Source organism: Cellulomonas sp. FA1 (genome assembly GCF_000986825.1).
Classification (GTDB): domain Bacteria; phylum Actinomycetota; class Actinomycetes; order Actinomycetales; family Cellulomonadaceae; genus Cellulomonas; species Cellulomonas iranensis.
Genome location: NZ_LBMY01000001.1, coordinates 3,318,155 through 3,340,822 on the forward strand (window position 1 = coordinate 3,318,155; position 22,668 = coordinate 3,340,822).

Sequence of the window (22,668 nt, forward strand, 5' to 3'; positions counted from 1 at the left end):
GGTGGTGGTGGTGGGAGAGGGGCCGCGGGACGCGGGCGCCCGGGCCGGCGGTGCACCGGCCCGGGCGCCCGGCGTCAGCCGCCGTACGCGGACGCGGCGGCCGTGAGCGCGGCGAGCGGGTCCTCGCCCTGGAAGACGGCCTTCTGCCCGGCCGAGACCAGCGCCGAGCTCAGCTCGTTGAACCGCGTCGAGGTGACCTCGGCGCGGCCGTGCTCGGCGATGTACTCGCGCCAGCCGCGCAGCTCGTCGGCGTTGCCCAGCGCGGAGAACGCGTCGGTGTCGTACACCGACGACCGCGAGGGCAGCACGCCCGCCTCGGCGAACGCCGTCGCCGACTCGACCGACGTGTAGTACTCGATGAACTTCCACGCGCCCTCGGGGTCGGCCGAGTTCGCACCGATGCCCGTGGTCTGGCCGGCCACCGCGGTGGGCAGCGGGCCCGACGCGTCGAACGGTGCGGGCGCGACCTGCAGGTTGTCACCGATGCCGTCGCCGGCGCGGGCGGCGCCCACGCGCTGCGTGCCCTCGATGGCCATCGCGATGGTGCCCGCGGCGACGCCCTGCACGACGTCGTCGGCGGTCATGGACAGCGCCTCGTCGCCGAACGCGCCCGCGTCGTGCAGGTCGGCCATCATGCCGAGCGCCGCGACGCCCGCGTCGTCGGCGAACACGGGCTCGCCCGCGCCGTCGAGGACCTCGCCGCCGTTGGCCCACGTGAACGGGATGAACTTCTCCACGAAGTCCGCGCCCAGGCCCTGGTCGGAGAACCCGATCGCGAGCCCCGTGGTCACATCCGTCTCGGCGACGAGCCGCGCGGCGACGTCGACCAGCTCGGCGCTCGTCGTCGGCAGCGACGCCCCGATCTGGTCGAGCAGGTCCTGCCGGTACCAGAGCATCCACGCCCGCACCTCCCACGGCACGGACATCACCTCGCCGTCGAACGTGACGCCGTCGAACGGGAAGATCGAGTCGTCCTTCAGGGTGTCGAGGTCGGCGCCCGCGACGTCCGCGAGCGGCTGCAGCGTGCCCGCGTCGACGTGCGTCGCGAGCTGCGTGGAGTACACGTTGAGGATGTCGGGGCCCTGCCCCGAGCTGGTGGCGCGGATGACCTCGGCGTCGATCTGCGCGTAGTTGATGGACCGGACGGTCACCTCGACGTCGTCCTGGCTCGCGTTGAAGCCCTCGACGACCTGCTTGAGGGCCTTGCCGCGCGCGTCGTCCGACGCGGGGTCGAGGAACGTCCACAGCTCGAGCTGCGACGTGCCGCCGGGCTCGGCGCCGCTGCTGGTGCCGCACGCGGCGAGGGGGACGGTGAGGGCGACGGCCGCCGCAAGGGCGACGGCGGCACGCCGCGCGGTGAGGTGGGTGCGCATGAGTTCCTTCTCCTTTGAAGTGAGTTCTGCGACGAGGTGCGTGCGGTGCCGGTGCGACGGACCGGGGACGGCGGGGCCGCCCCGGTTCACCCCTTGGTCGCGCCGGCGGAGAGCCCGGAGACGATGCGCTTCTCCATGAGGACGAAGAGCAGGATCATCGGGACGACGGTGACCACGACGGCGGCGGTGAGCTGGCCCCACTCGATTCCGTACTGGGACAGGTAGTTGTAGAGCCCCACCGAGACCAGGCGCTTGTGGTCGGAGCTGACCATGGTCGAGGCGATGAGGAAGTCGTTCCAGACGGCGACGAACGCGACGACGGACGCGGCGGCGATGCCGGGCTTCGCGAGCGGCAGCACGAGCTGCACCATGATCCGCAGGTCGCCCGCGCCGTCGATGCGGCCGGCCTCCTCGAGCGACGCGGGGATCGACTGCAGGAAGCCCCGCAGCATCCACAGCACGGTCGGCACCTGCCACGCGGTGTAGACGACGATCATGCCGAGGTACGTGTCGTACAGGCCTGTGCGCACCGCCAGGAAGTACAGCGGCACGAGGATCGCGATGCCCGGGATCATCGACGTCATGAGGATGAGGAACAGGCTCGCGTCGCGGCCGCGGAACTGGAACCGCGCGGTCGCGTAGGCGCCGAGCAGCGCGAGCACGATCGTCAGGGCCACCGACCCGCCCGCGACCACGATGCTGTTGAGCAGGTACCGCGGCACCTGCGAGTCGAACAGCACGGTGGCGTAGTTCTGCAGGGTCGGCGCGGCCGGGACCCAGCCGCCGTCGGACAGCACGGCGCCCTTGCTCTTGAGCGACGTCGACACCGCCCACAGCAGCGGCAGCACCGCGAACGCCGACGCGGCGACGAGGCCGACGTACGCGAGCGGGCCGGCGGGCTTGTGGCGGCCGCGCCCCGGCACCCGGCGCGCGGCCGGGCGGGCGACGGGCGCGACGACGCGGGCCGTGGTGGTCTCAGACATCGCGGTCACCTCGCAGCATCCTGATGTAGGCCAGGCCGAAGACGACGTTGAAGACGAACAGGATCACGCTGTACGCCGCGCCCAGGCCGAGGTTGAAGTAGCTGAAGGACTGCTGGTACGCCTCGAGGCTCACGAGCTGCGTCGCGCTGAACGGGCCGCCGCCGGTGAAGGTCAGCACGAGCGTGACCATGTTGAAGTACAGGAGCGTGAGCATGATCGCGACGACGAACACGGTGGGCGCGATCATCGGCAGCGTCACGGACCGGAACCGGCGGAACGCGGTGGCGCCGTCGACCTCGGCGGCCTCGTGCAGCTCGGCGGGGACGCCCTGCAGCGCCGCGAGCACGAGGATCGTCGCGAGCGGGTAGCTGAGCCACACGTTGACGAGCACGAGCGCGACCATCGCGAGCACGGGGTCGGCGAGCACGTCGACCCGCTGGCCGCCGAGGCTCCCGAGCCCGAGCGGCCCGTAGTCGGGGTTGAGCAGCCAGCGCCACAGCAGCGCGGCGACGGTCTGCGAGATCACCCAGGGCATGAGGATGAGGACGCGGAACACGCGGCGCAGCCGGGCGGGCCGGTCCAGCAGGTGCGCGAGCCCGACCGCCAGCGGCAGCGCCAGCACGAGCGAGCCGACGACGTAGACCATCGACCGGCCGATCATGGCCCAGCCCTGCGCGGTGGCCAGCACGCTGAGGTAGTGCTGCAGCCCGACGAGGTCGCCGACCTGCGTGTACCGGGTCTCGTGCACGGACAGGTTGAGCGCGAACAGGATCGGGAACACGGACACGAGCGCGACGAGCGCGACGGCCGGCGCGAGCAGCGCGAGCGGCAGGCGCGAGGACCGCAGCGACCGGCGCCGGGTGGCGGGGACGGCCGCGGGAGGCCGCGGCGCGCGGGACGGCGGCGGTGCCGTCGGCGGCGTGGTGAGGCTCATGGTCATCATCGACCTCCGGGGTCAGACCTGCGCGACGGCGGGTGCGACGGGGGCGGGACGCGGGTGGCGTGCGGCGGGGACTCGGACGACGGCGGTCCGGAACAGCCCCGCGTCGACGAGCCGCTGCTTGGTGGCGCGCAGGCTGGGCCCGACGGCGGCGACGAGCGGGTCGACGTCGGCGCGCGCCGCGAGGGCGGCGGCGCGGTCGCCCGCGCGCAGCGCCTGTGCCTGCCGCAGGAACGGCGCGGGCCCGACCTGCATGACGCCCGAGACGACGCCCGCGCCGCCCGCGTCGAGCACCTCGGGCAGCAGCGCGTCGTTGCCCGAGTAGACGGGCACGTCGTCGGGCAGGGACGCGACGAGGTCGGCGACGTACCGGGTGCCGGGAACCGACACCTTGACGCCGTCGAGCCCGGCGGCGACGACGACGTCGGCGAGCCGCTCGGGGTCGACGTCGACGCCGGTGCGCGCGGGGAACACGTACGCGAACAGCTCGTCGTCGCCGTCGAGCACGTCGCGCAGGCGCACGTAGTAGTCGAGCAGCGCGTCGCCCGGCACGTCGGTGTAGTAGGGCGTGACGGCCGCGAACCGCGTGGCGCCGACGTCGCGCGCGCGGTGCGCGAGCGTCACGGCCTGGTGCGTGGACGCGGCGCCGACGTGCGCGAACACGTGCGCGGTGCCGATCTCCTCGACCGCGGCCTCGAGGACGGCGATCCGCTCGTCGTCGGACAGCGCGACGAACTCGCCGGTGGTGCCGGCGACGAAGTGCGCCTCGACGTCGAGGTCGGCGACGTGCGCGAACAGCCGGCGGCAGGACGCGACGTCGAGCGTCCCGTCGTGCGCGAACGCGGTCGCGAGGGCGGGCAGCAGGTGGGGGCGGGTGCTCATGCGGTCTCTCCGTCCGGTGGGGTCGCGGCGCGACCGGTGTCGAGGCGGCTCAGCGCGTGCACCATGCGGGTGCGCGCGCCGAGCAGGTGTCCCTGCAGCTCGACCACGGCCTCGTCGACGCGCCCGGCGCGGGCGGTCTCGAGGATCGCGACGTGCGACGCGAGCGACGGGCCCAGGTCGACGTCCTCGGCGTTGGTGATCTCCAGCAGGACGGCGAACGTCGGTTCGTACTGGCGCCAGATGTCGAGCAGCCGGCGGCTGCCGGACAGCGCGTAGAACGACGTGTGGAACGCGAGGTCGGCGTGCGCGTAGTCGGTGTAGCGCGCCGCCTCGGCGGCCCGGCGCATGGTGGCGAGCGCGTCGAGCGCCTCGCCCCAGTCGGCGTCGGCCGCGCGGTCGTGCGCGAGGCGCAGCGCGAGCGTCTCGACGGCCTCGCGGATGGCGTAGAGCTCGACGACGTCGTCGGTGGTGAGCCCGGCGGCGAACATCTTGCGACGCCGCACGACGACGAGCCCCTCGGACTCGAGGCGGCGCAGCGCGTCGCGCACGGGGCCGCGGCTGACGTCGAACGACTCCGCGAGGCGGGGCTCGGCCAGGTGGGCGCCCGCCGGGACGTCGCCGGCGATGATCATGCGGCGCAGCCGCTCGGTGATGACGTCGCCGAGGGCGGTGGCAGGCACCGGTTCGAGCGAGGACCAGGTCATGCGACGTTCTCCCTTGAACGTTGCGTCAACTGTTAACAGGTGACTGTAATCGATTACTGGACGATCGGCCAAGGCCCCCGAACCCGCCCGGGCGGGTGAAGTCCGGACCTACGATGTGGCGGGCCCGCCCCGCGTCCCGCGCGCCCGCGGCCCCGACCGAGGAGGACCGTGCCCCGCATCGTCGACGTCGCCCGCCGCGCGGGCGTGTCCACCGCGACGGTCTCGCGCGCGCTCAACGGCAAGCCCGTGCGCCCCGAGCTGCTCGCCGCCGTCACGGCCGCCGCGGCCGAGCTCGGCTACACGCCCGACCGCACCGCGCGGTCCCTGCGGCGCCGGTCGAGCGACGTCGTCGCGCTCGTGCTGCCCGACGTCGAGAACCCGTTCTTCACGGCCGTCGCGCGCGGCGTCGAGGACGTCGCGCAGGCGCACGGCGTGTCCGTGGTGCTGTGCAACACCGACGACGACGCCGCCAAGGAGGCGCGCTACCTGGCCGTCGCGCAGGACGAGAACATGGCCGGCGTCGTCATCGCCGCCGCCTCCGGGCGCCCCGCGCTCGCGCCGCTGCTCGCGCGCGACCGAGCCGTGGTGGCGGTCGACCGCGCGGTGGCCGACGACGTGGACCTCGTGACGTTCGACAACGTCGCGCTCGGTCGGGCCGCCACGCAGGGTCTGCTCGCGCGCGGGTTCCGGCGCATCGCGTGCGTCACGGGCCCGGCCGCCACGAGCACCGCGGTCGAGCGTGCGCAGGGGTGGCGCGACGCGCTCGCCGACGCCGGGCTGCCCGCGCCCGACGGCCTGCTGGTGCGCAGCGACTTCCGCGTGGCGGGCGCGCACGACGCGGCGGTCGCCCTGCTCGACCGCGAGCCGCGACCCGACGCCGTGGTCGCGACCAACAACCTCGGCGGCGTCGGCGTGCTGCGCGCGCTGGCCGAGCGCGGCGTGGCCGTCGCGGCGTCGGCGCGGGCGGCGGGTGAGGTGTCTGCCGGGGCGGCTGCGGCGGGGGCCGGGGGCGGCGACGTCGCGGGGTGCGGCGTCGCGATCGTCGGCGACCTGCCGTTCGCGACGTCGAGCACCGACGGTGTGGTGCTCGTGCCGCTCGATCCGCGCGACCTGGGTGCCGCGGCGGCGCGCATGCTCATGGAGCGCATCCGCGGGCTCGACGTGCCCCCTCGGCGTGTGGTGCAGCAGGTCGCGACGCCGAGGTAGCCGGTCCCGCGGCGGTCCGGCGCGGGCGAGGCATTGCGCCTGTAATCGATTACTGCGACAGTGGCGCCACGGTCCGCGGACGCCGACGACGGCGCACGGACCGCGCGAGCGGGACACCGAGGTCCCGCCGCTGCGTCGCGCCCCGAGGAGTCGCCATGCCCACGTACGTCCTTCCTGAGGTCACCCCTGAGCCCGTTGCTCCGCCGCGGACGGCGTTCCTGGTGGCGTCGGGTGATCTGCGGGAGTCGGCGAACTCGGCGGGGTGGGCGACGCAGGTCGAGCTGGAGCGGGTGGTGACTGACGCGTTCGCGGAGCAGGGGTGGGATCTGGTGCGGGCGAACGGGGTGGATCCGGTGACGGGGCATGGGTTCATCAGCTCGCAGCGGATGGGTCTGGAGGTGTTCGCGAGCGTTCCGCCGGATGCGCCTCTGGTGGTGGCTGAGGCGGTGTGGCAGTACTCGCACCATGTGCTGGCGGGGTTGCGGTCGCATCGGGGTCCGGTGTTGACGGTGGCGAACTTCGCGGGGGACTGGCCGGGTCTGGTGGGTCTGCTGGGGTTGAACGCGGGCATGACGAAGATGGGTCGGGAGTACTCGACGATCTGGACGGTCGACGGCACGGACGCGTGGTTCCGTGCGGGGGTCGCGGCGTGGTTGACCGAGTGGCGGATCGTGCACGACGCGTCGCACGTGCGCCCGTTGCCGGTGCTGCCGGAGGGGCCCGAGCAGGCCCTGGGGGAGGCGCTCGCGGCGCAGCTCCTGCGCGAGAAGGCGATCGTCGGGGTGTTCGACGAGGGTTGCATGGGCATGTACAACGCGATCTTCGACGACGAGCTGCTGAACCCGACGGGGATCTACAAGGAGCGGTTGTCGCAGTCGGCGTTGTGGGCGCAGATGCAGCAGGTCCCCGACGAGGTCGCGAACGGTGTCCACCAGTGGCTCCTGGACGCGGGGATGACGTTCCGTCTGGGCACCGATGAGGCGACGGAGCTGACGCGTGAGCAGCTGCAGTGGCAGTACAAGATGTACGTGGCGGCGTTGTGGATCGCTGAGGACTTCGGTCTGGACGCGGTGGGGATCCAGTATCAGCAGGGGTTGAAGGACGTGTGCCCGGCCTCGGACCTGGCCGAGGGGTTGTTGAACAACGTGGCGCGTCCGCCGGTGCGTTCGCGTGACGGGTCGCGGGTGCTGTGGGACGGGCGGGCGTTGCCGCACTTCAACGAGGCCGACGAGGGTGTCGCGGTCGACGCGCTGGTGACCAACCGGGTGTGGTCGGCGATGGGTCTGGACCCGGCGACCACGTTGCACGACGTGCGCTGGGGCGAGGAGCACGACGGCCGGTTCGTGTGGGTGTGGGAGATCTCGGGGTCCGTGCCGGCCTCCCACCTGGACGGCGGGTACGCCGGGGCCGAGGGGTGGCGGCAGGACCCGGTGTTCTTCCCCGCCGGCGGGTCCACCCTCAACGGCGTCTGCAAGGCCGGGGAAGTGGTCTGGTCCCGGGTCTACATCGCCGACGGCCGGTTGCACGCCGACCTGGGCCGCGCCACCGCCGTGACCCTGCCCGCCGCCGAGACCCAGCGGCGCAAGGAGGCCACGAACCCCGAGTGGCCGATCCTGCACGCCGTGCTGCACGGCGTGACCCGCGACCAGTTCATGGCCCGCCACAAGGCCAACCACCTCAACGTCGCCTACGCCCCCGACGCGACCACCGCCGACAACGCCCTGACCGCCAAGGCCGCCATGCTCCACGGCATGGGCATCCAGGTCCACCTCTGCGGCGACATCCAGATCTGACCACCCGCCGTCACCCCGCGCGCGTCGACCCCCGCACCACGAGCGACACCGGGTTGACGACGTGCTCGGGCGGCGCGTCGTCGCCGGACATGCGCTGCTCGAGCAGTCGCATGGCGGTGGCGGCGAGCTCGCGCGAGTGGGGGTCGACCGACGTGAGGCGGGGGACCAGGAAGTCGGAGAACAGCAGGTCGTCGAACCCGACGACCTGCACGTCCTGCGGGACGCGCAGCCCGTGCTCGGCGAGCGCGGACATCGCGCCGAGGGCGACCATGTCGGTCACGGCGAAGACGGCGTCGAACGGCACGCCGTCCGCGATCAGGGCCGTGAGCGCGGCGCGTGCGTGGCGGACGTCGTAGTCCTGCACGGGCACGACGAGCCGCGGGTCGGTGGGGACGCCGGCCGCGTCGTGCGCCTGCCGCCACCCGGCGAGGCGCGAGTGCGAGATGCCGAACTCGGCGGCGAGCGAGCCGCCGAGCACGACGACGCGGCGGGCGCCGTGCTCCAGCAGGTGCGCGGTCGCGAGCCGCCCGCCCTCCTCGTTGGCCAGGCTCACGTGGTCGACCGTGCTCGGCATGGGCCGCTCGCCCAGCACGACGAGCGGCACGCGGCGGCGGGCCCGCTCGACGTCGGCGTGGTCGAGGCCGACGGCGGACAGCAGCACGCCGTCGAACATGCGCAGCCGCTGCAACGTGATCGCGGCGCGCTCCGACTCGGTGAGGGCCGACGTGCGCTCGAGCACGAGGTGGCGCCCGGTGGCCTCGGCGAGCACGGCGAGCTTGTCGGCGATCTCGCCGAAGTAGTCGTGCACCGACGGCACGATGAGCGCGATCGTGTCCGAGCGGCCCATGCGCAGGTGGCGCGCGGTGAGATTGACCTCGTAGCCCAGCTCGTCCGCGACCGCGAGGATCCGTGACCGCGTGGCGTCCGAGACGCGCCCGCGGTCCGTCAGCGCGTTGGACACGGTCGTCACGGTGACGCCGGTCCGCTGCGCGATGTCGCTCATGGTGACCATCGCAACCTCCGCTGGGGATCATGGCAGACGCCTCCCGGGTGGTTGACGGGACCCGGGGGCCGTGGCAGCCTGCTGGGACCAGATTGATCGATAAACCAACGCGGGAGTCCCATTGTCGCGACCCTCCACGTCCGAGCTGCGCGTCGCCCTGATCGGCACCGGCTTCATGGGCCGGGCCCACTCGCACGCGTGGCGCACCGCCCGCGCCTTCTTCGACCTGCCCCGCCGCCCGCGCCTGCAGGTCGTGGTCGGCCGCGACGCCGGCCGCACGCGCGACCTGGCCGACCGCTTCGGCTGGCACGAGGCGCAGACCGACTGGCGCGCCGTCGTCGAGCGCGACGACGTCGACGTCGTCGACATCTGCACGCCGGGCGACACGCACGAGCCGATCGCCCTCGCCGCGCTCGCCGCCGGCAAGCACGTGCTGTGCGAGAAGCCGCTCGCCAACTCGGTGCCCGAGGCCGAGCGCATGGCCGCCGCCGCGCGCGACGCCCGCACGCGCGGCGTGCTGGCCATGTGCGGGTTCAGCTACCGCCGCACACCGGCCCTCGCGCTCGCGCGCCGGCTCGTCGCCGAGGGCTTCACGGGCGAGATCCGGCACGTGCGGGCCCAGTACCTGCAGGACTGGCTCTCCGACCCCGACGCGCCCCTGACGTGGCGGCTCGACGCGACCCGCGCGGGCAGCGGCACGCTCGGCGACATCGCCGCGCACTCGGTCGACACCGCGCAGTGGCTCACCGGCAGCCGCGTCACCGACGTCTCGGCCGTGCTCCGCACGTTCGTCACCGACCGTCCGGTGGGGGGCGAGCACGTCGGCCTCGGCGGACGCGGCGACGGCGGCGAGCGCGGCCCCGTCACCGTCGACGACGCCGCGGCGTTCACCGCCTCGTTCGACGGCGGCGCGCTCGGCGTCTTCGAGGCCACGCGCCTGGCGACGGGCCGTCGCAACGCCAACCGCATCGAGATCGACGGCGAGCTCGGCTCGATCGCGTTCGACTACGAGCGCAGCAACGAGCTCGAGGTCTACGACGCGCGCGACGACGCCCGCACGCAGGGCTTCCGCCGCGTGCAGGTCACCGAACCCGTCCACCCCTACATGTCGGCGTGGTGGCCCGCCGGGCACGGCATCGGCTACGAGCACGGCTTCACGCACCAGGTCGTCGACCTGGTACGGGCGATCGCCGACGGCACCGACCCGTCCCCGACCTTCGACGACGCGCTCGACGTGCAGCGCGTCCTCGACGCCGTCGCCGTCAGCGCGGCCGACCGCTCGGCCCGCACGCCCGTCGCGCGCCCCGACGTCGCGCGCCCCACGAACGAGGAGGTGGGTGCGTGAGGCGCGCCCTGGTCGTCCGCGGCGGATGGGACGGGCACCAGCCCGTCGCCGCCACCGAGCTGTTCCTGCCGTTCCTGCGCGAGCAGGGCTTCGAGGTCGACGTCCACGAGACCAACGAGGTCTACGCGGACGCCGAGGTCATGGCCGCCACCGACCTGGTGGTGCAGAGCGTGACGATGTCGAGCATCGGCCACGACGAGCTCTGGGGCCTGCGCGGCGCCGTCGAGGCGGGCACGGGCCTGGTCGGCTGGCACGGCGGCATCGCCGACTCCTACCGGAACAGCTCGGACTACCTGCAGCTGGTCGGCGGGCAGTTCGCGACCCACCCCGGCAAGGAGCCGTCGCTGCGCGTCGGCGACGAGACCGACAACTACCTGCCGTACACGGTCGAGATCACCGACCTGGGCCGCGAGCACCCGATCACCGCGGGGCTCGACGACTTCGAGCTCGAGTCCGAGCAGTACTGGGTGCTGCACGACGACCTCGTCGACGTCCTCGCCACCACGACCCACCCGACGCAGCCGTACCACCCGTGGCACCGGCCGATCACGTCGCCCGCGGTGTGGACGCGGCACTGGGGGAAGGGTCGGATCGTCGTCGCGACGCCCGGCCACACGCCCGAGGTGCTGCAGCACCCGTCGGTGCGCGCGATCGTGGAGCGCGGCATGCTCTGGGCGGCGCGCGCGTGAGCCGCGTCGGCGTCGGCGTCGTGGGCGTCGGGGTCATCTCGCGGACGTACCTCGAGACGCTCACGGCGCACGGCGGCGTCGACGTGGTCGCCGTCGCGGACCTCGACCTGGACCGCGCCCGGCACGTCGCGGACCAGCACCCCGGCACGCGCGCGGTCGACGTCGCGACCCTGCTGGCGGACCCCGCGGTCGACGTGGTCCTCAACCTCACGGTGCCGCTCGCGCACGAGGAGGTCGCGCTCGCCGCGATCGGTGCGGGCAAGCACGTGTTCGGGGAGAAGCCGCTCACGGCCACGCCGGAGGGCGCGCGACGCGTGCTCGCGGCCGCCGACGCCGCCGGCGTCCGCGTCGGGTGCGCACCGGACACGGTGCTCGGCACGGGCGTGCAGACGGCGCGCGCCGTCGTCGAGGCGGGCACGATCGGGCGGCCGTCGAGCGCGCTCGCCACGTGGGTGTCGCCCGGGCACGAGGGCTGGCACCCGCAGCCCGACTTCTACTACCGCGCGGGCGGCGGGCCGCTGCTCGACATGGGGCCGTACTACCTGACGGCCCTCGTGCACCTGCTCGGGCCCGTGACGCACGTGCAGGGCGCCGCGGGGCGGGCGCGCGACGAGCGCGTGATCGGGTCCGGCCCGCGGGCCGGCGAGCGCGTGCCTGTCGAGGTCGCGACGCACGTGACGGGTCTGCTGGAGCACGCGGGCGGCGCGATCTCGACAGTGACGGTGAGCTTCGACGGCGGGCGCTCGCGCGCGCGGCCGATCGAGGTGCACGGCGAGCGCGGCTCGGTGTCGGTGCCTGACCCCAACGCGTTCGACGGCGAGGTCGAGGTGTGGACCCCCGACGCGGGCTGGCACGCGGTCCCGCCGGGCGCGGGGTACGCGGGGTCGGCCCGCGGGATCGGCCTGCTCGACATGGTCGACGCCGTCGGGCCCGGCGGCGGGGCGCACCGGGCGAGCGGCGAGCTCGCGGCGCACGTGCTCGAGGTGATGACGTCGCTCCTGGCGTCCGCCGAGGGTGCGGGCCGCGTGCCGGTCGCGTCGCGGCCCGTCGTGCCGCCGCTCGTGCCCCTCACGGCGCGCGACGCGTGGTGCGCGCCGCAGCCGCGGGGGGTGGTCGCCGCCGAGCGCTGACGTCCGGTCGGCGCCCGCGCGGCGGTCGACGCACCGCTGTCGAAACTATCGACAGCGACGTCGTCGCGACCCCGACCTGGGCGTCCGTCCACTGTCGCTTAATCGTTACTTCACAGGGGCTTCGTGGGTCTTGACGGGGTGAATGTCGGGACCTAGCCTCCTGAAACTATCGGTCCCCGGTCGCGTCAACCTGTTTTTCGTGCATCGACCGGGGTCCCGCACGAGGACCTGCACCACCGCCCGACGGCGGACGGTGGCGGCCGGTCCGCGGCCCGGTCGGCGTAGCCCGGGCCTGGACTCGATGAGGAGACCTACATGCTCAACGGCGGGACGTACACGGGACGCACGGCGCGACGCCGGCGCGCCGGGGCCATCGGGGCGGCCGCGCTCGCGGCGACCCTCGGGCTCGCGGCCTGCGGCAGCGGCGACAGCGGCGGCGGCGGGGGCACGGCGAGCGGCGAGGACCTCGAGTGCTCGGTCGACGCGGTCGCGGACCAGCCCTGGAAGGCCTCCGAGCCGCGCGAGTTCTCGGTCCTGTGGACCGACTGGCCCGACTACCCGGTCACCGACTCGTGGCAGTTCTTCGACGAGATCGAGAAGCGCACCAACGTCAAGCTCAACCTGACGAACATCCCGTTCAGCGACGCGACCGAGAAGCGCAGCCTCCTCATCAGCGCGGGCGACGCGCCGCAGATCATCCCGCTCACCTACACGGGCGACGAGCGGCAGTTCGCCGCGTCGGGCGCCGTGGTCCCCATGAGCGACTACGTCGACTACATGCCCAACTTCCAGAAGTACGTGGAGGAGTGGGACCTGGGCGACATGATCGACAACCTCCGCCAGGCCGACGGCAAGTACTACATGGTGCCGGGCCTGCAGGAGGTCTCGGTCCCCGTCTTCACGCTCATCATCCGCCAGGACGTCTTCGACGAGGTCGGCGCGCCCGCGCCCGAGACGTGGGAGGACCTGCAGACCGGCCTCGAGATGATCAAGGCCAAGTACCCCGACAGCAAGCCGCTCGCGGACGGCTTCGAGGGCCAGTCGATGATCAACTACGCCGCCCACTCGTTCGGCACGGTCGGCGGCTGGGGCTTCGGCACCGGCGCCTGGTACGACGAGGACGCCGACGAGTTCGTCTACGCGCCCACCACCGAGGGCTACAAGCAGATGGTCGAGTACTTCAACGGCCTCACCGAGGCCGGGCTGCTCGACACCGAGTCGTTCACCGACTCGAACGACGGCGGCGGCACCGTCACCGAGAAGATCGCCGCCGAGACGGTGTTCGCCGCGTCCGGCGCGTCCGGCACCGTCCAGGAGTTCGCGACCGCGCTCGACGCCGCGGGCGTCACGGACTACGAGCTCAAGCAGATCGCGCCCCCGGGCGGCCCCGCCGGCATGGTCGTCGAGCCCCGCAACTTCTGGAACGGCTTCATGCTGACCCAGGACGCGGTCAACGACCCGAACTTCTGCGACCTGCTGCAGTTCACCGACTGGCTGTACTACAACCCCGAGGCCCGCGACATGATCCAGTGGGGCGTCGAGGGCGAGACGTACACCAGGGACGGCGACACCTACACGCTGAACCCCGAGTACACGCACAAGCAGCTCAACCTCAACCCGAGCGGCACGATCGACATCAAGAAGGACCTCGGCTTCGCCAACGACGTGTTCGCCGGGTCCACCGAGTCGCGGGCGCTCAAGGAGTCGTACAACGTCCCCGCGTTCGTCGAGTACATCGACTCGGTGCTCTCGACCCGCACGCCGCGCGACCCGTTCCCGCGCGCACCCCTGGACGAGGCCGAGCTCGAGCAGTCGTCGCTCCTGGCGACGCCGCTCAAGGACTCGGTCGACACCGCGACGCTCGAGTTCATCCTCGGGCAGCGTGACCTGTCGCAGTGGGACTCCTTCCTGAGCCAGCTCGAGGGCCAGGGTCTCCAGCAGTACATGGACCTGATCAACGGTGCGCGCGAGCGCGCCGCCGAGAAGGGCTGACCCCGCCCTCCCCGCCCGGTGGGCCGGCCCCGACGTCGCGGGGCCGGCCCACCGGGCACCACCTGCTCACGAAGGAGTGAGACATGAGCGCAGCTCAAGTGACGGGCGACGCACTCGTGACCGAGGACCCGCGGGACCGGCGCGTGCCCGCGCCCGGCGGCGCAGGGGGCCGCCCGGCCGGCCGTCCCCGCCGGGGCAGGGCCGCGGGCAAGGTGCCGTGGCGCGCGGCGCTGCGGCGCGACTGGCCGCTGTACGCGATGGCGCTGGTCCCCGTCCTGTTCCTGCTGGTGTTCCGGTACGCGCCGATGTTCGGCAACGTCATCGCGTTCCGCCGGTTCCGTCCCGGCGGCAGCATCATCGGTGACGAGTGGGTCGGCCTGCGGTACATCGAGATGTTCCTGTCCGACCCCAACTTCTGGAACGTCTTCGCCAACACGGCGATCCTCGGCGGCCTCACGCTGCTGTTCTGCTTCCCGCTGCCGATCGTGCTCGCGCTGTCCCTCAACGAGGTCCGCAAGCGCGCGTTCAAGCGCACGGTGCAGTCGATCTCCTACCTGCCGCACTTCCTGTCGGTCGTGATCGTCGTCGGCATGACCATGCAGCTGCTGTCGCTGCAGGGCACCGTCAACCAGGTCATCGAAGGGTTCGGCGGCGAGGCGATCCCGTTCCTGCAGCGGGCCGAGTGGTTCCGCACCATCTACGTCGGGTCCGAGATCTGGCAGACCGTCGGCTGGGGCACGATCCTCTACCTCGCGGCGCTCACCACGGTCGACGCGTCGCTCTACGAGGCGGCGCGCATCGACGGCGCCAACCGCTGGCGCCAGACCTGGCACGTGACGCTGCCGGGCATCCGCCCGACCATGGTCACGCTGCTCATCCTCAACATCGGTACGTTCCTCAACGTCGGGTTCGAGAAGGTCCTGCTGCTGTACAACCCGCTGACCTACTCGACCGCCGACGTCGTCTCGACCTACCTGTACCGGGTCGGCCTGGTGTCGAACAACTTCAGCTACGCGACCGCGATCGGCCTGTTCCAGGCCCTCATCGGCCTCGTGATGGTGCTGACCGCGAACTTCGTGTCGCGCCGAGTGGTGGGAGCAAGCCTGTGGTGACGCAGTCCGCCCTGACGTCCTCGACGAGCCCCGCCGGGGGCACGTCCGTCGGCCCGCGCGACTCGCGCGGGTACCGGGTCTTCACGTGGGTCAACGGCGCGTTCCTCGTGCTGCTGTGCGCCTTCATGCTGTACCCGTTCATCACGGTGATCGCGCAGTCGTTCTCGAGCCCCGGCGCCGTCAAGGCGGGCCTGGTCAACGTGTGGCCCGTCGGCTTCAACCTCGACACGTACGAGGCCGTGTGGCAGAACAAGATGTTCTGGCGCTCGTACCGCAACACCGTGGTCTACACGGTCGTCGGCACGACCATCGCGATGGTGCTCACCACGCTGCTGGCCTTCGTGCTGTCGAAGCGGCACCTGCGCGGGCGCACGGGCCTCATCTGGGTCGCGATGTTCACGATGTTCTTCAACGGCGGCCTGATCCCGAACTACGTGCTGATCCAGACCCTCGGGCTGAAGAACACGATGTGGGCGGTCGTGCTGCCGGGCGCGATCTCGATCTTCAACCTGCTGGTCATGAAGTCGTTCTTCGAGAACCTGCCGGCGGAGATGGAGGAGGCCGCGCAGATCGACGGCCTCGGGTGGTTCGGCATCTTCGGCCGCATCGTCATCCCGCTGTCCAAGGCGGTGATCGCGACCATGATCCTGTTCTACTCGGTGGCCATCTGGAACGACTGGTTCGCGGCGTTCCTGTACATCGACAAGCAGGAGCTGTTCCCGGTCACGCTGTTCCTGCGCAACCTCATCGCCGGGGCGTCGTCCGCGGCGTCCGAGGGGGCCGCTGTCGCGGGCACGACGTCCGCGGCGATCGCCGCCAACATCCAGTCGGTCACGATGATCCTCACGATCATCCCGATCCTCTGCGTGTACCCGTTCGTGCAGCGGTACTTCGTGTCCGGCGTCATGCTCGGCTCCGTCAAGGGCTGACACCCGCAGGGGTGGTGGCACCCACGGTGCCGCCGTCCGGGGGTACCCGCAGCGCCGCGGCCTGGGTCCTGGTACCCAGGCCGCGGCGCTGACCTGTTTCTTCACCCGGTCCGGTGCGTCGCATTCGCCCTGCGCCGTCACCAACGGCCCCTTGCGGCTCTCCCTACGTTGCGTGCTGGACGGGCGTCTAGAACGCGCGTCCGTCCACCAAGGCGGGGAGAGGGTCGTGACGAGGACGCAGGAGGCGCGCGGGGCGCGCAGGGGGACGGGTGCGCGCGCGGTGCGTCGAGGACGGCGCTGGTCGGCCGCGCTCGCGGCGGCGGTGGTGACGGCGCTCGTGGCGCCGCTCGCCGTCCTGGGGCTGGCGTCACCGGCGACGGCCGCGGAGTACCGCCCCTTCGGTGCGGTCTTCTCGACCAACACCAATGGTGACATCCTGCTGGCCGCGAACACGCTGATGACCTGCAACGCGGCGCTCGACGCCACCACGGGCACGTGCGCCGCGCAGCGCGCCGGCACGGGCTCGAACCTCAACAACAACGACGTGACGGGCATGCGGTTCGTCGACGTGGACGGCGCGGCCTTCCCGACGTTCAACTCCTCCTCCGCGAGCATCACGATCCCCGAGGGCGGCGGCGTCCTGTGGGCGCGGCTGTACTGGGGCGGGCGCACGACGGACACGGCGCAGACGAACGCCGACCCCGCGCTCCGCGGTCGCGCGTCGCTGCGCGTGCCCGGCGCCGCGGCCTACACGAGCCTCACGGCCGACCGCGTCGACCTCGCGTCGTCGGACAGCTCGGGCCGCGCCTACCAGGCGTACCGCGACGTCACGGACCTCGTCGCGGCGGCGGGCAGCGGGAGCTACACCGTCGGTGACGTGCAGTCGTCGAACGGCGGCAGCAACCAGTTCGCCGGGTGGTCGCTCGTCGTCGCGATCTCCGACCCGGCCGCACCCGCGCGCAACCTCACCATCTTCGACGGCTTCGGCTCGGTCGCCACCGGGGACCCGCTGCCCACCTTCACCGTCAGCGGCTTCATCACGCCGCCCAACGGTGACATCCGCACGTCGGTCGGCGTCGTCACCTACGAGGGCGACCGCGGGTACACGGGCGACCAGCTGCGTCTCAACGGGACGAACCTCAGCGACGCGGCGAACCCCGTCGGCAACTCGTTCAACTCCTCGATCAGCCGCAACGGCGCCAACGTGACGACCCGTGATCCCGCGTACGTGAACCAGCTCGGGTTCGATGCGGACGTCTTCAGCGTCGGCAAGCCCGTGATCAACAACAGCGACACCAGCGCGACGTTCACGCTGACGACCTCGCAGGACCAGTTCTTCCCCGGCGTCGTCACGTTCGCCACCGAGCTGTACGACCCCACCCTCCTGGGCCACAAGGAGGCCGTCGACCTCGACGGGGGCGCGCTCGAGCGCGGCGACGTCATCCGCTACACCGTCCCGGTGCGCAACATCGGCCTCGACGTCGCGTCCGACAGCCGGTTCTTCGACGCGATCCCCACGGGGACGACGTACGTGCCGGGTTCGCTGACCGTCGACGGGCAGACCCTCACGGACGCGCCCGGTGACGACGTCGGCTACTTCTCCCAGGAGCCGCGCGGGCACGTCGTGGTGCACCTCGGTACGGGTGCCACGGCCGCCGCGGGCGGGGACGTCCCGATCACCGCGACGGACGACCCGCCGGCGCACGTCGTCACGTTCGACGTGCGCGTCGAGGACGGGGCGCCCGGCGGTGCCCCGCTCGTCAACGGTGCCGCCATGACGTACCGCGGCAAGACCACGCGTGCGTCGGCGTCGTCCGCGTCGAACATCGTGACCGACGTCGTGTCGGAGGCCGTGGCACCGGGGGCGAACCCGCCGGTCGCGACGCCGCACGTCGTCACGTTCACGCCGCGGCCCGACGCGCGCTCCGTGACCGTCGACGTCCTCGCGGGCGACCACGACCCGGACGGCGACCCGATCGAGGTCGTCGCCGTGACCGACGCCGCGGGCGGTGAGCTCGTGATCGACCCCGCCGGGACCGTGACATACACGCCGCGGCCGGACTTCGCGGGCCGCGACGTGTTCACGTACACGATCCAGGACCCGGGGGGTCTGCGCTCCACCGCGGCCGTGCAGGTCGTCGTCGTCAACGAGGCGCCGGTCGTCGGCGACGACACCGCGACCTCCACGGGCGGCCCGGTGACGATCGCCGCGCTCGCGAACGACTCGGACCCCAACGGCGACGCGATCGCCTACCGCTCGGTGCCCACGACCACGCCGCACGGCACCGTGACCGTCGACGACCAGCAGCGGCTGGTGTACACGCCGGCCCCCGGGTTCCGCGGCACGGACGCGTTCGACTACACGGTCGAGGACTCGCGCGGCGCCGCGACGACCGGCCGCGTGACCGTCACGGTCGGCAACGGCGCGCCGGTCGCGCAGGGCGAGACGCTACGGGTCAACCCCGGCAGCAGCACGCCGATCGCGCTGCTCGCCAACGACTCCGACCCCAACGGCGACCCCGTGCGCGTCGAGGTCGTCACGCCGTTCACGCAGGGCACGGCCACGGTCGACCCCGCCACGGGCGTCGCGACGTACGTCGCACCCGCGAACCCCACGGGCCCCGCGACCATGACGTACCGCGTGGCCGACGACCAGACGCCCGCCGGGCGCTCGGACGTCGTGACCGTCACCGTCACGTTCAACGGCGCACCGCTCGCGGGCGACCGCACGGTCGACGTCCCCGAGGGCGACGCGGACGTGGTCGTCGACGTGGCGGGCGCCGCGAGCGACCCCGACGGCGACGCGCTGACGTTCGCGGTCGGCACCGCGCCCGCGCACGGGTCCGCCGTCGTGACGGGTGCGGGCGGCGTCCGCTACACGCCCGCGGCCGGCTGGGCGGGCACTGACACGTTCACGTACACCGCGACCGACCCGATGGGCCTGACGGCGACCGGCACGGTCACCGTCACGACGCCCAACGTCGCGCCGACCGTCACGACGTCGGGCGCGTCGGTCGCGACCGACGGCCTGCTCGCGGGCGTCGACGTGCTGCAGCACGCGTCCGACGTCAACGTCGGGCCCACCGACCAGGTGCTGCGCGTCACGGGCGCCACGGCCGACCACGGCGCGCAGGTCACCGTGAACCCCGACGGCACGCTCGACGTGCGGCCGGCCACGGGCTACCGCGGGACCGTCACGGTCACGTTCACGGTGTCCGACGGCGCGGGTGGCAGCGTCGACGGCACGCTCGTCGTCACGGTCGCCAACGCCGCACCGCGCGTGCTGCCCGACACCGCCGCGACGGACACGGACACGGCCGTGCTCGTCGACGTGCTCGGCAACGACGACGACGCGAACGGCGACGTCCTCACGGTCGTGCCCGCGTCGCTCACCGTGCCCGTCGACGCGGCGGGCACGCCCCGCGGCGGCGTCGAGGTCGTCGACGGTCAGGTCCGGTACACGCCGCCGGCCGGCTGGGCGGGCGTCGTGACGTTCTCCTACGACGCGACCGACGGCCTCGCGGCCGGCACCGCGTCGGTCACGGTGACGGTCCGCAACGCCGCACCGGTCACGCACGCCGCACGCGTGACGACCCCGGCGGGCGTGCCCGCGACGGTCGACCTCGTGGCGCGCACGACGGACGCGAACCTCGGTGCGACCGACCAGCAGCTGGTCGTCACCGGGGCCGCCGCCGACGCGGACGCGCAGGTCGTGCTCACCGACGACGCACGCGGCGTCGTCGTCACGGGCGCACCCGGGTTCAAGGGCGACGTCACCGTGACGTACACGGTGTCCGACGGCGCGGGCGGCACCGCGGACGGCGTCCTCGTCGTCACGGTCGCGAACGCCGCGCCGGTCGTGCCCCCGCGCGGGCCCGACGCGACGCCGTACGGCACGCCCGTGGTCGTCGACGTGCTCGACGGCGTCACCGACGCCAACGACGACGCGCTCACCGTCACCGAGGTGGGCACGGCGGTCGACGCCGACGGCACGCCGCGCGGCACGGTCACGCTGGTCGACGGCGTCGTGACGTACACGCCGCCGACCGGCTGGTCGGGCGACGTGACGTTCGAGTTCGCGGTGTCCGACGGCACCGACACGACCCGCGGGACCGTCACGGTCACGGTCGGCAACGGCGCACCCGTCGTCCCGGCGACCACGGTCACGGTCGGCAACGCCGGCCCGTCAGCGATCGACGTGCTCGCGGGCGCGAGCGACCCCGAGGGCGGTGAGCTGACGGTCGTCGACGTCGAGCAGCCCGCCGCGGGCACGGTGACGGTCGTCGACGGCAGGCTCGTCTACACGCCCGAGCCCGGGTTCGTCGGCAGCGTGACGATCACGTTCACGGTCGCGGACCCGCAGGGCGCGCGCACGGTCTCGACCGTGACGGTCCAGGTCGTCGCGGCCGCCGCGGGCGGGACGACGCCCGTCGCGGTCGAGGCGGTGCCGGCCCCGGCCGGTGACGCGCTCGCGGTCACGGGTGCGCAGGTCGCCGGTGTCGGCGCGGCGGCGGTCCTGGTGCTGCTGGTCGGCGCGGGGCTGGTCGTCGCGCGCCGTCGCTGGACGCACGCGGGCTGACGCACCTCACGGGCCCACCCGGGCCGTGCCGCCGCGACGCCGTCGCAGCGCGCACGGACCGGGTGGGCCCTGCGCGTCCCTGCGGCGGTGCGGCGCGCTGCGGGCCGGGTGCGCGGCTCAGCGCGCGCGGTCGCGGGGGCGCAGCCGGACGTTCGGCAGCTCGGGTGCGGGCAGCGCGGGGCCGTCGTAGCCGTGCACCTCGCCGTACCGGCCCAGGCCGGCGGCGTCCCCGGCGATCGCGGCCTGCCACTGCGCGCGCGCCTCGACGACCTCGTCGTGCGTGCGGCCCACGAAGTTCCACCACATGAGCACGGGCTCCTCGAACGTCGTGCCGCCCAGCAGCACCGCGCGCACGGGCCGGTCGCCGGCCTCCAGCACCAGCACGTCGCGCCCGGGCGGCGCGTACGCGAGCCACGCCGGGTCGACGTCGTGGCCCTCGAACCGCAGATCACCGGAGTCGACCAGCACGCCGTGCTCGAAGGACGGGTCGACGGGGAGCCGCACGCGCGTCCCGGCGGGCACGTCGACCTGCGCGGCGACGAGCGGCGAGAAGGCGCGCGCCGGGGACTCGACGTCGCCCAGACGCCCCAGGAACACCTGCAGCACCGCACCGTCGACGGTCAGCCGCGGCACGTCGGCGACGTGCTCGAACGCGCGGTCGCCGTGCCGCGCCGACTCCGGCAGCGCCGTCCACAGCTGCACGCCGTGCAGCACCGGGCGGTCGGGGAACGTCGCGGGCGTCGACTCTTCGGAGTGGCAGATGCCGCGCCCCGCGGTCATGAGGTTGAGCTGCCCGGGCGTGATGGTCTGCTCCGAGCCCAGCGCGTCGCGGTGCAGCACCGCGCCCTCGAACAGCCACGTCACGGTCTGCAGCCCGGTGTGCGGGTGCGGCGGCACGTCCATGCCGCCGGTCGCCGCGACGTCGTCGGGGCCGTAGTGGTCCGCGAAGCAGAACGGCCCGATCAGCGAGCGCGCACGCGACGGCAGCGTGCGGCGCACCGTCATCGCGCGCGGGCCGCCCAGCGGCACGTCGCGCGGCTCGACGAGCTCGACGTCGGCGGCCGGGCCCGCGACGCACACCTGCTCGGTCGGTCGGGCCTCGAGGTTCGTCACGCGGTCAGGCTACGGGGCTGCCGGCGTCGGTCGACGACGGTCGGCACCGACCCGGCGCCGGCGGGTGTGCCAGCATCGGCACGTGGAGCTCCCCGTCGCCTGGTCCGTCCTGCTCGTCGTCGCCGGGCTCTGGAACCTCGTCGTGTGGCCGGCGTTCCTGCGCCGCGTCGCGAAGGACCCGCGGGCGCGCGACGCCGCCGGGCGCGCGACCCGGTTCCTCACCGTGCACGTCGTGCTCGTCGTCGTGTCGCTCGCGCTGGGCCTCGCGGTCGCGACGGCCGGCGTGCTCACGCTCGTGGGCTGACCGCCGCTGCTCCGGCGACGCTCGGCGGCACCCGCAGCCCCGCCGCGTGCCACGTCGCGCCGCCCGCCGCGAGCGACGCCCGCACGTCCAGCACGCGCTGGTTGCGGCTGCCGCGGAACGCGAGCGTCAGGTCCCGCTGCGCGAGCTCGAACCGGCCGTCGACCAGCACGTCGACCTCCGCGAGCAGCGCGCGCTGGTCGTCGTGCCCGGCCGCGAGCTCCTCGAACGTGTACCCCGTCCACGCCCACACGTCGCGCGTGGCCCCGAGCTCGGCGCGCAGCCGCCGCACGAGCCGCAGGCACACCTCCGTGTTGAGGAACGGCTCGCCGCCCAGCAGCGACAGCCCCTGCACGGCCGGGTGCGCGAGGTCCGCGAGCACGCGGTCCTCGAGCGCGGCGTCGTACGGGCGGCCGTAGCGGAAGCTCCACGCCGCCTCGTTGAAGCAGCCCTCGCACGCGAACAGGCAGCCCGACACGTACAGGCTGCACCGCACGCCCTCGCCGTCCACCATGACGAACGGCTTGTAGTCCGCGACGTACCCGTGGCTGACCTTGTCCGACACCCAGCCCGGGCCCGGGTCGCGCGCCACGG

General features: G+C 73.3%; 18 protein-coding genes. 10 read left to right on the forward strand and 8 right to left on the reverse strand.

The window, feature by feature from the left end:
- Positions 1-74 precede the first annotated feature (74 nt).
- The 5 genes from GY42_RS15015 to GY42_RS15035 form a co-directional block, all read right to left on the reverse strand.
- Positions 75-1,373 (reverse strand): ABC transporter substrate-binding protein, encoded by a 1,299-nt coding sequence (locus GY42_RS15015; RefSeq protein ID WP_046529943.1) that lies wholly within the window; start codon positions 1,371-1,373, stop codon positions 75-77.
- Between the two features lie 86 nt (positions 1,374-1,459).
- Complete coding sequence (locus tag GY42_RS15020; protein ID WP_152667346.1) at positions 1,460-2,356, reverse strand: carbohydrate ABC transporter permease; 897 nt, start codon at positions 2,354-2,356, stop codon at positions 1,460-1,462.
- The gene (locus GY42_RS15025; protein WP_046531067.1) at positions 2,349-3,290 is read right to left on the reverse strand and encodes a carbohydrate ABC transporter permease; all 942 of its coding nucleotides are present in this window, start codon (positions 3,288-3,290) and stop codon (positions 2,349-2,351) included. The genes GY42_RS15020 and GY42_RS15025 overlap by 8 nt, the downstream gene beginning before the upstream one ends.
- Before the next feature lie 21 nt (positions 3,291-3,311).
- A complete protein-coding gene (locus tag GY42_RS15030) occupies positions 3,312-4,178 on the reverse strand; it encodes a dihydrodipicolinate synthase family protein (RefSeq protein ID WP_052748424.1) in 867 nt (288 codons plus the stop codon).
- Positions 4,175-4,882, reverse strand: coding sequence for a GntR family transcriptional regulator (locus GY42_RS15035; RefSeq protein WP_046529944.1), 708 nt, complete (start codon positions 4,880-4,882; stop codon positions 4,175-4,177). The genes GY42_RS15030 and GY42_RS15035 overlap by 4 nt, the downstream gene beginning before the upstream one ends.
- A 168-nt stretch (positions 4,883-5,050) precedes the next feature.
- On the opposite strand from GY42_RS15035, the gene GY42_RS15040 reads away from it, so the two are divergent.
- Complete coding sequence (locus tag GY42_RS15040) at positions 5,051-6,088, forward strand: LacI family DNA-binding transcriptional regulator (RefSeq protein ID WP_046529945.1); 1,038 nt, start codon at positions 5,051-5,053, stop codon at positions 6,086-6,088.
- 155 nt (positions 6,089-6,243) lie between these two features.
- On the forward strand, positions 6,244-7,881 hold the full coding sequence (locus tag GY42_RS15045; protein ID WP_046529946.1) for a fucose isomerase: 1,638 nt from the start codon (positions 6,244-6,246) through the stop codon (positions 7,879-7,881).
- Positions 7,882-7,891: 10 nt separating this feature from the next.
- Here GY42_RS15045 and GY42_RS15050 read toward each other — a convergent pair whose 3' ends face one another.
- A complete protein-coding gene (locus GY42_RS15050) occupies positions 7,892-8,884 on the reverse strand; it encodes a LacI family DNA-binding transcriptional regulator (RefSeq protein ID WP_236686811.1) in 993 nt (330 codons plus the stop codon).
- Positions 8,885-9,005: 121 nt separating this feature from the next.
- Here GY42_RS15050 and GY42_RS15055 point away from each other — a divergent pair, with 121 nt between their 5' ends.
- The 7 genes from GY42_RS15055 to GY42_RS18375 all read left to right on the forward strand — a co-directional run bounded on the left by GY42_RS15055 (position 9,006) and on the right by GY42_RS18375 (position 20,660).
- Positions 9,006-10,229, forward strand: coding sequence for a Gfo/Idh/MocA family protein (locus GY42_RS15055; protein WP_082131586.1), 1,224 nt, complete (start codon positions 9,006-9,008; stop codon positions 10,227-10,229).
- Complete coding sequence (locus tag GY42_RS15060; protein ID WP_046529948.1) at positions 10,226-10,918, forward strand: ThuA domain-containing protein; 693 nt, start codon at positions 10,226-10,228, stop codon at positions 10,916-10,918. The genes GY42_RS15055 and GY42_RS15060 overlap by 4 nt, the downstream gene beginning before the upstream one ends.
- A complete protein-coding gene (locus GY42_RS15065) occupies positions 10,915-12,048 on the forward strand; it encodes a Gfo/Idh/MocA family protein (protein ID WP_046529949.1) in 1,134 nt (377 codons plus the stop codon). Before GY42_RS15060 ends, GY42_RS15065 begins: the two co-directional genes overlap by 4 nt.
- A 315-nt stretch (positions 12,049-12,363) precedes the next feature.
- Positions 12,364-14,040: an ABC transporter substrate-binding protein gene (locus tag GY42_RS15070; protein ID WP_046529950.1), complete on the forward strand. Its 1,677-nt coding sequence runs from the start codon at positions 12,364-12,366 to the stop codon at positions 14,038-14,040.
- Positions 14,041-14,123: 83 nt separating this feature from the next.
- Positions 14,124-15,152, forward strand: coding sequence for an ABC transporter permease (locus GY42_RS15075; protein ID WP_082131587.1), 1,029 nt, complete (start codon positions 14,124-14,126; stop codon positions 15,150-15,152).
- Entirely contained in the window at positions 15,146-16,081 is a 936-nt protein-coding gene (locus tag GY42_RS15080; RefSeq protein ID WP_370297504.1) for a carbohydrate ABC transporter permease, read from the forward strand. The genes GY42_RS15075 and GY42_RS15080 overlap by 7 nt, the downstream gene beginning before the upstream one ends.
- Positions 16,082-16,307: 226 nt before the next feature.
- Complete coding sequence (locus GY42_RS18375; RefSeq protein WP_152667347.1) at positions 16,308-20,660, forward strand: Ig-like domain-containing protein; 4,353 nt, start codon at positions 16,308-16,310, stop codon at positions 20,658-20,660.
- Between the two features lie 117 nt (positions 20,661-20,777).
- Here the strand turns inward: GY42_RS18375 and GY42_RS15090 are convergent, their stop codons facing one another.
- Entirely contained in the window at positions 20,778-21,773 is a 996-nt protein-coding gene (locus GY42_RS15090; RefSeq protein ID WP_046529951.1) for a pirin family protein, read from the reverse strand.
- 82 nt (positions 21,774-21,855) lie between these two features.
- Here GY42_RS15090 and GY42_RS15095 point away from each other — a divergent pair, with 82 nt between their 5' ends.
- On the forward strand, positions 21,856-22,077 hold the full coding sequence (locus GY42_RS15095) for an SCO4848 family membrane protein (RefSeq protein WP_046529952.1): 222 nt from the start codon (positions 21,856-21,858) through the stop codon (positions 22,075-22,077).
- Here GY42_RS15095 and nrdG read toward each other — a convergent pair.
- On the reverse strand, positions 22,061-22,666 hold the full coding sequence (gene nrdG / locus GY42_RS15100; RefSeq protein ID WP_046529953.1) for an anaerobic ribonucleoside-triphosphate reductase activating protein: 606 nt from the start codon (positions 22,664-22,666) through the stop codon (positions 22,061-22,063). The genes GY42_RS15095 and nrdG overlap by 17 nt on opposite strands.
- Positions 22,667-22,668: the final 2 nt, after the last annotated feature.

What these genes read in the sequence shown, in the direction of transcription:
- GY42_RS15025 (WP_046531067.1), bottom strand. Translation starts at nt 3,290, where the DNA reads ATGAGCCTCACCACGCCGCCGACGGCACCGCCGCCGTCCCGCGCGCCG.
- GY42_RS15015 (WP_046529943.1), bottom strand. Translation starts at nt 1,373, where the DNA reads ATGCGCACCCACCTCACCGCGCGGCGTGCCGCCGTCGCCCTTGCGGCG.
- GY42_RS15070 (WP_046529950.1), top strand. Translation starts at nt 12,364, where the DNA reads ATGCTCAACGGCGGGACGTACACGGGACGCACGGCGCGACGCCGGCGC.
- GY42_RS15050 (WP_236686811.1), bottom strand. Translation starts at nt 8,884, where the DNA reads ATGAGCGACATCGCGCAGCGGACCGGCGTCACCGTGACGACCGTGTCC.
- GY42_RS15020 (WP_152667346.1), bottom strand. Translation starts at nt 2,356, where the DNA reads ATGTCTGAGACCACCACGGCCCGCGTCGTCGCGCCCGTCGCCCGCCCG.
- GY42_RS15035 (WP_046529944.1), bottom strand. Translation starts at nt 4,882, where the DNA reads ATGACCTGGTCCTCGCTCGAACCGGTGCCTGCCACCGCCCTCGGCGAC.
- GY42_RS15075 (WP_082131587.1), top strand. Translation starts at nt 14,124, where the DNA reads ATGAGCGCAGCTCAAGTGACGGGCGACGCACTCGTGACCGAGGACCCG.
- GY42_RS15045 (WP_046529946.1), top strand. Translation starts at nt 6,244, where the DNA reads ATGCCCACGTACGTCCTTCCTGAGGTCACCCCTGAGCCCGTTGCTCCG.
- GY42_RS15030 (WP_052748424.1), bottom strand. Translation starts at nt 4,178, where the DNA reads ATGAGCACCCGCCCCCACCTGCTGCCCGCCCTCGCGACCGCGTTCGCG.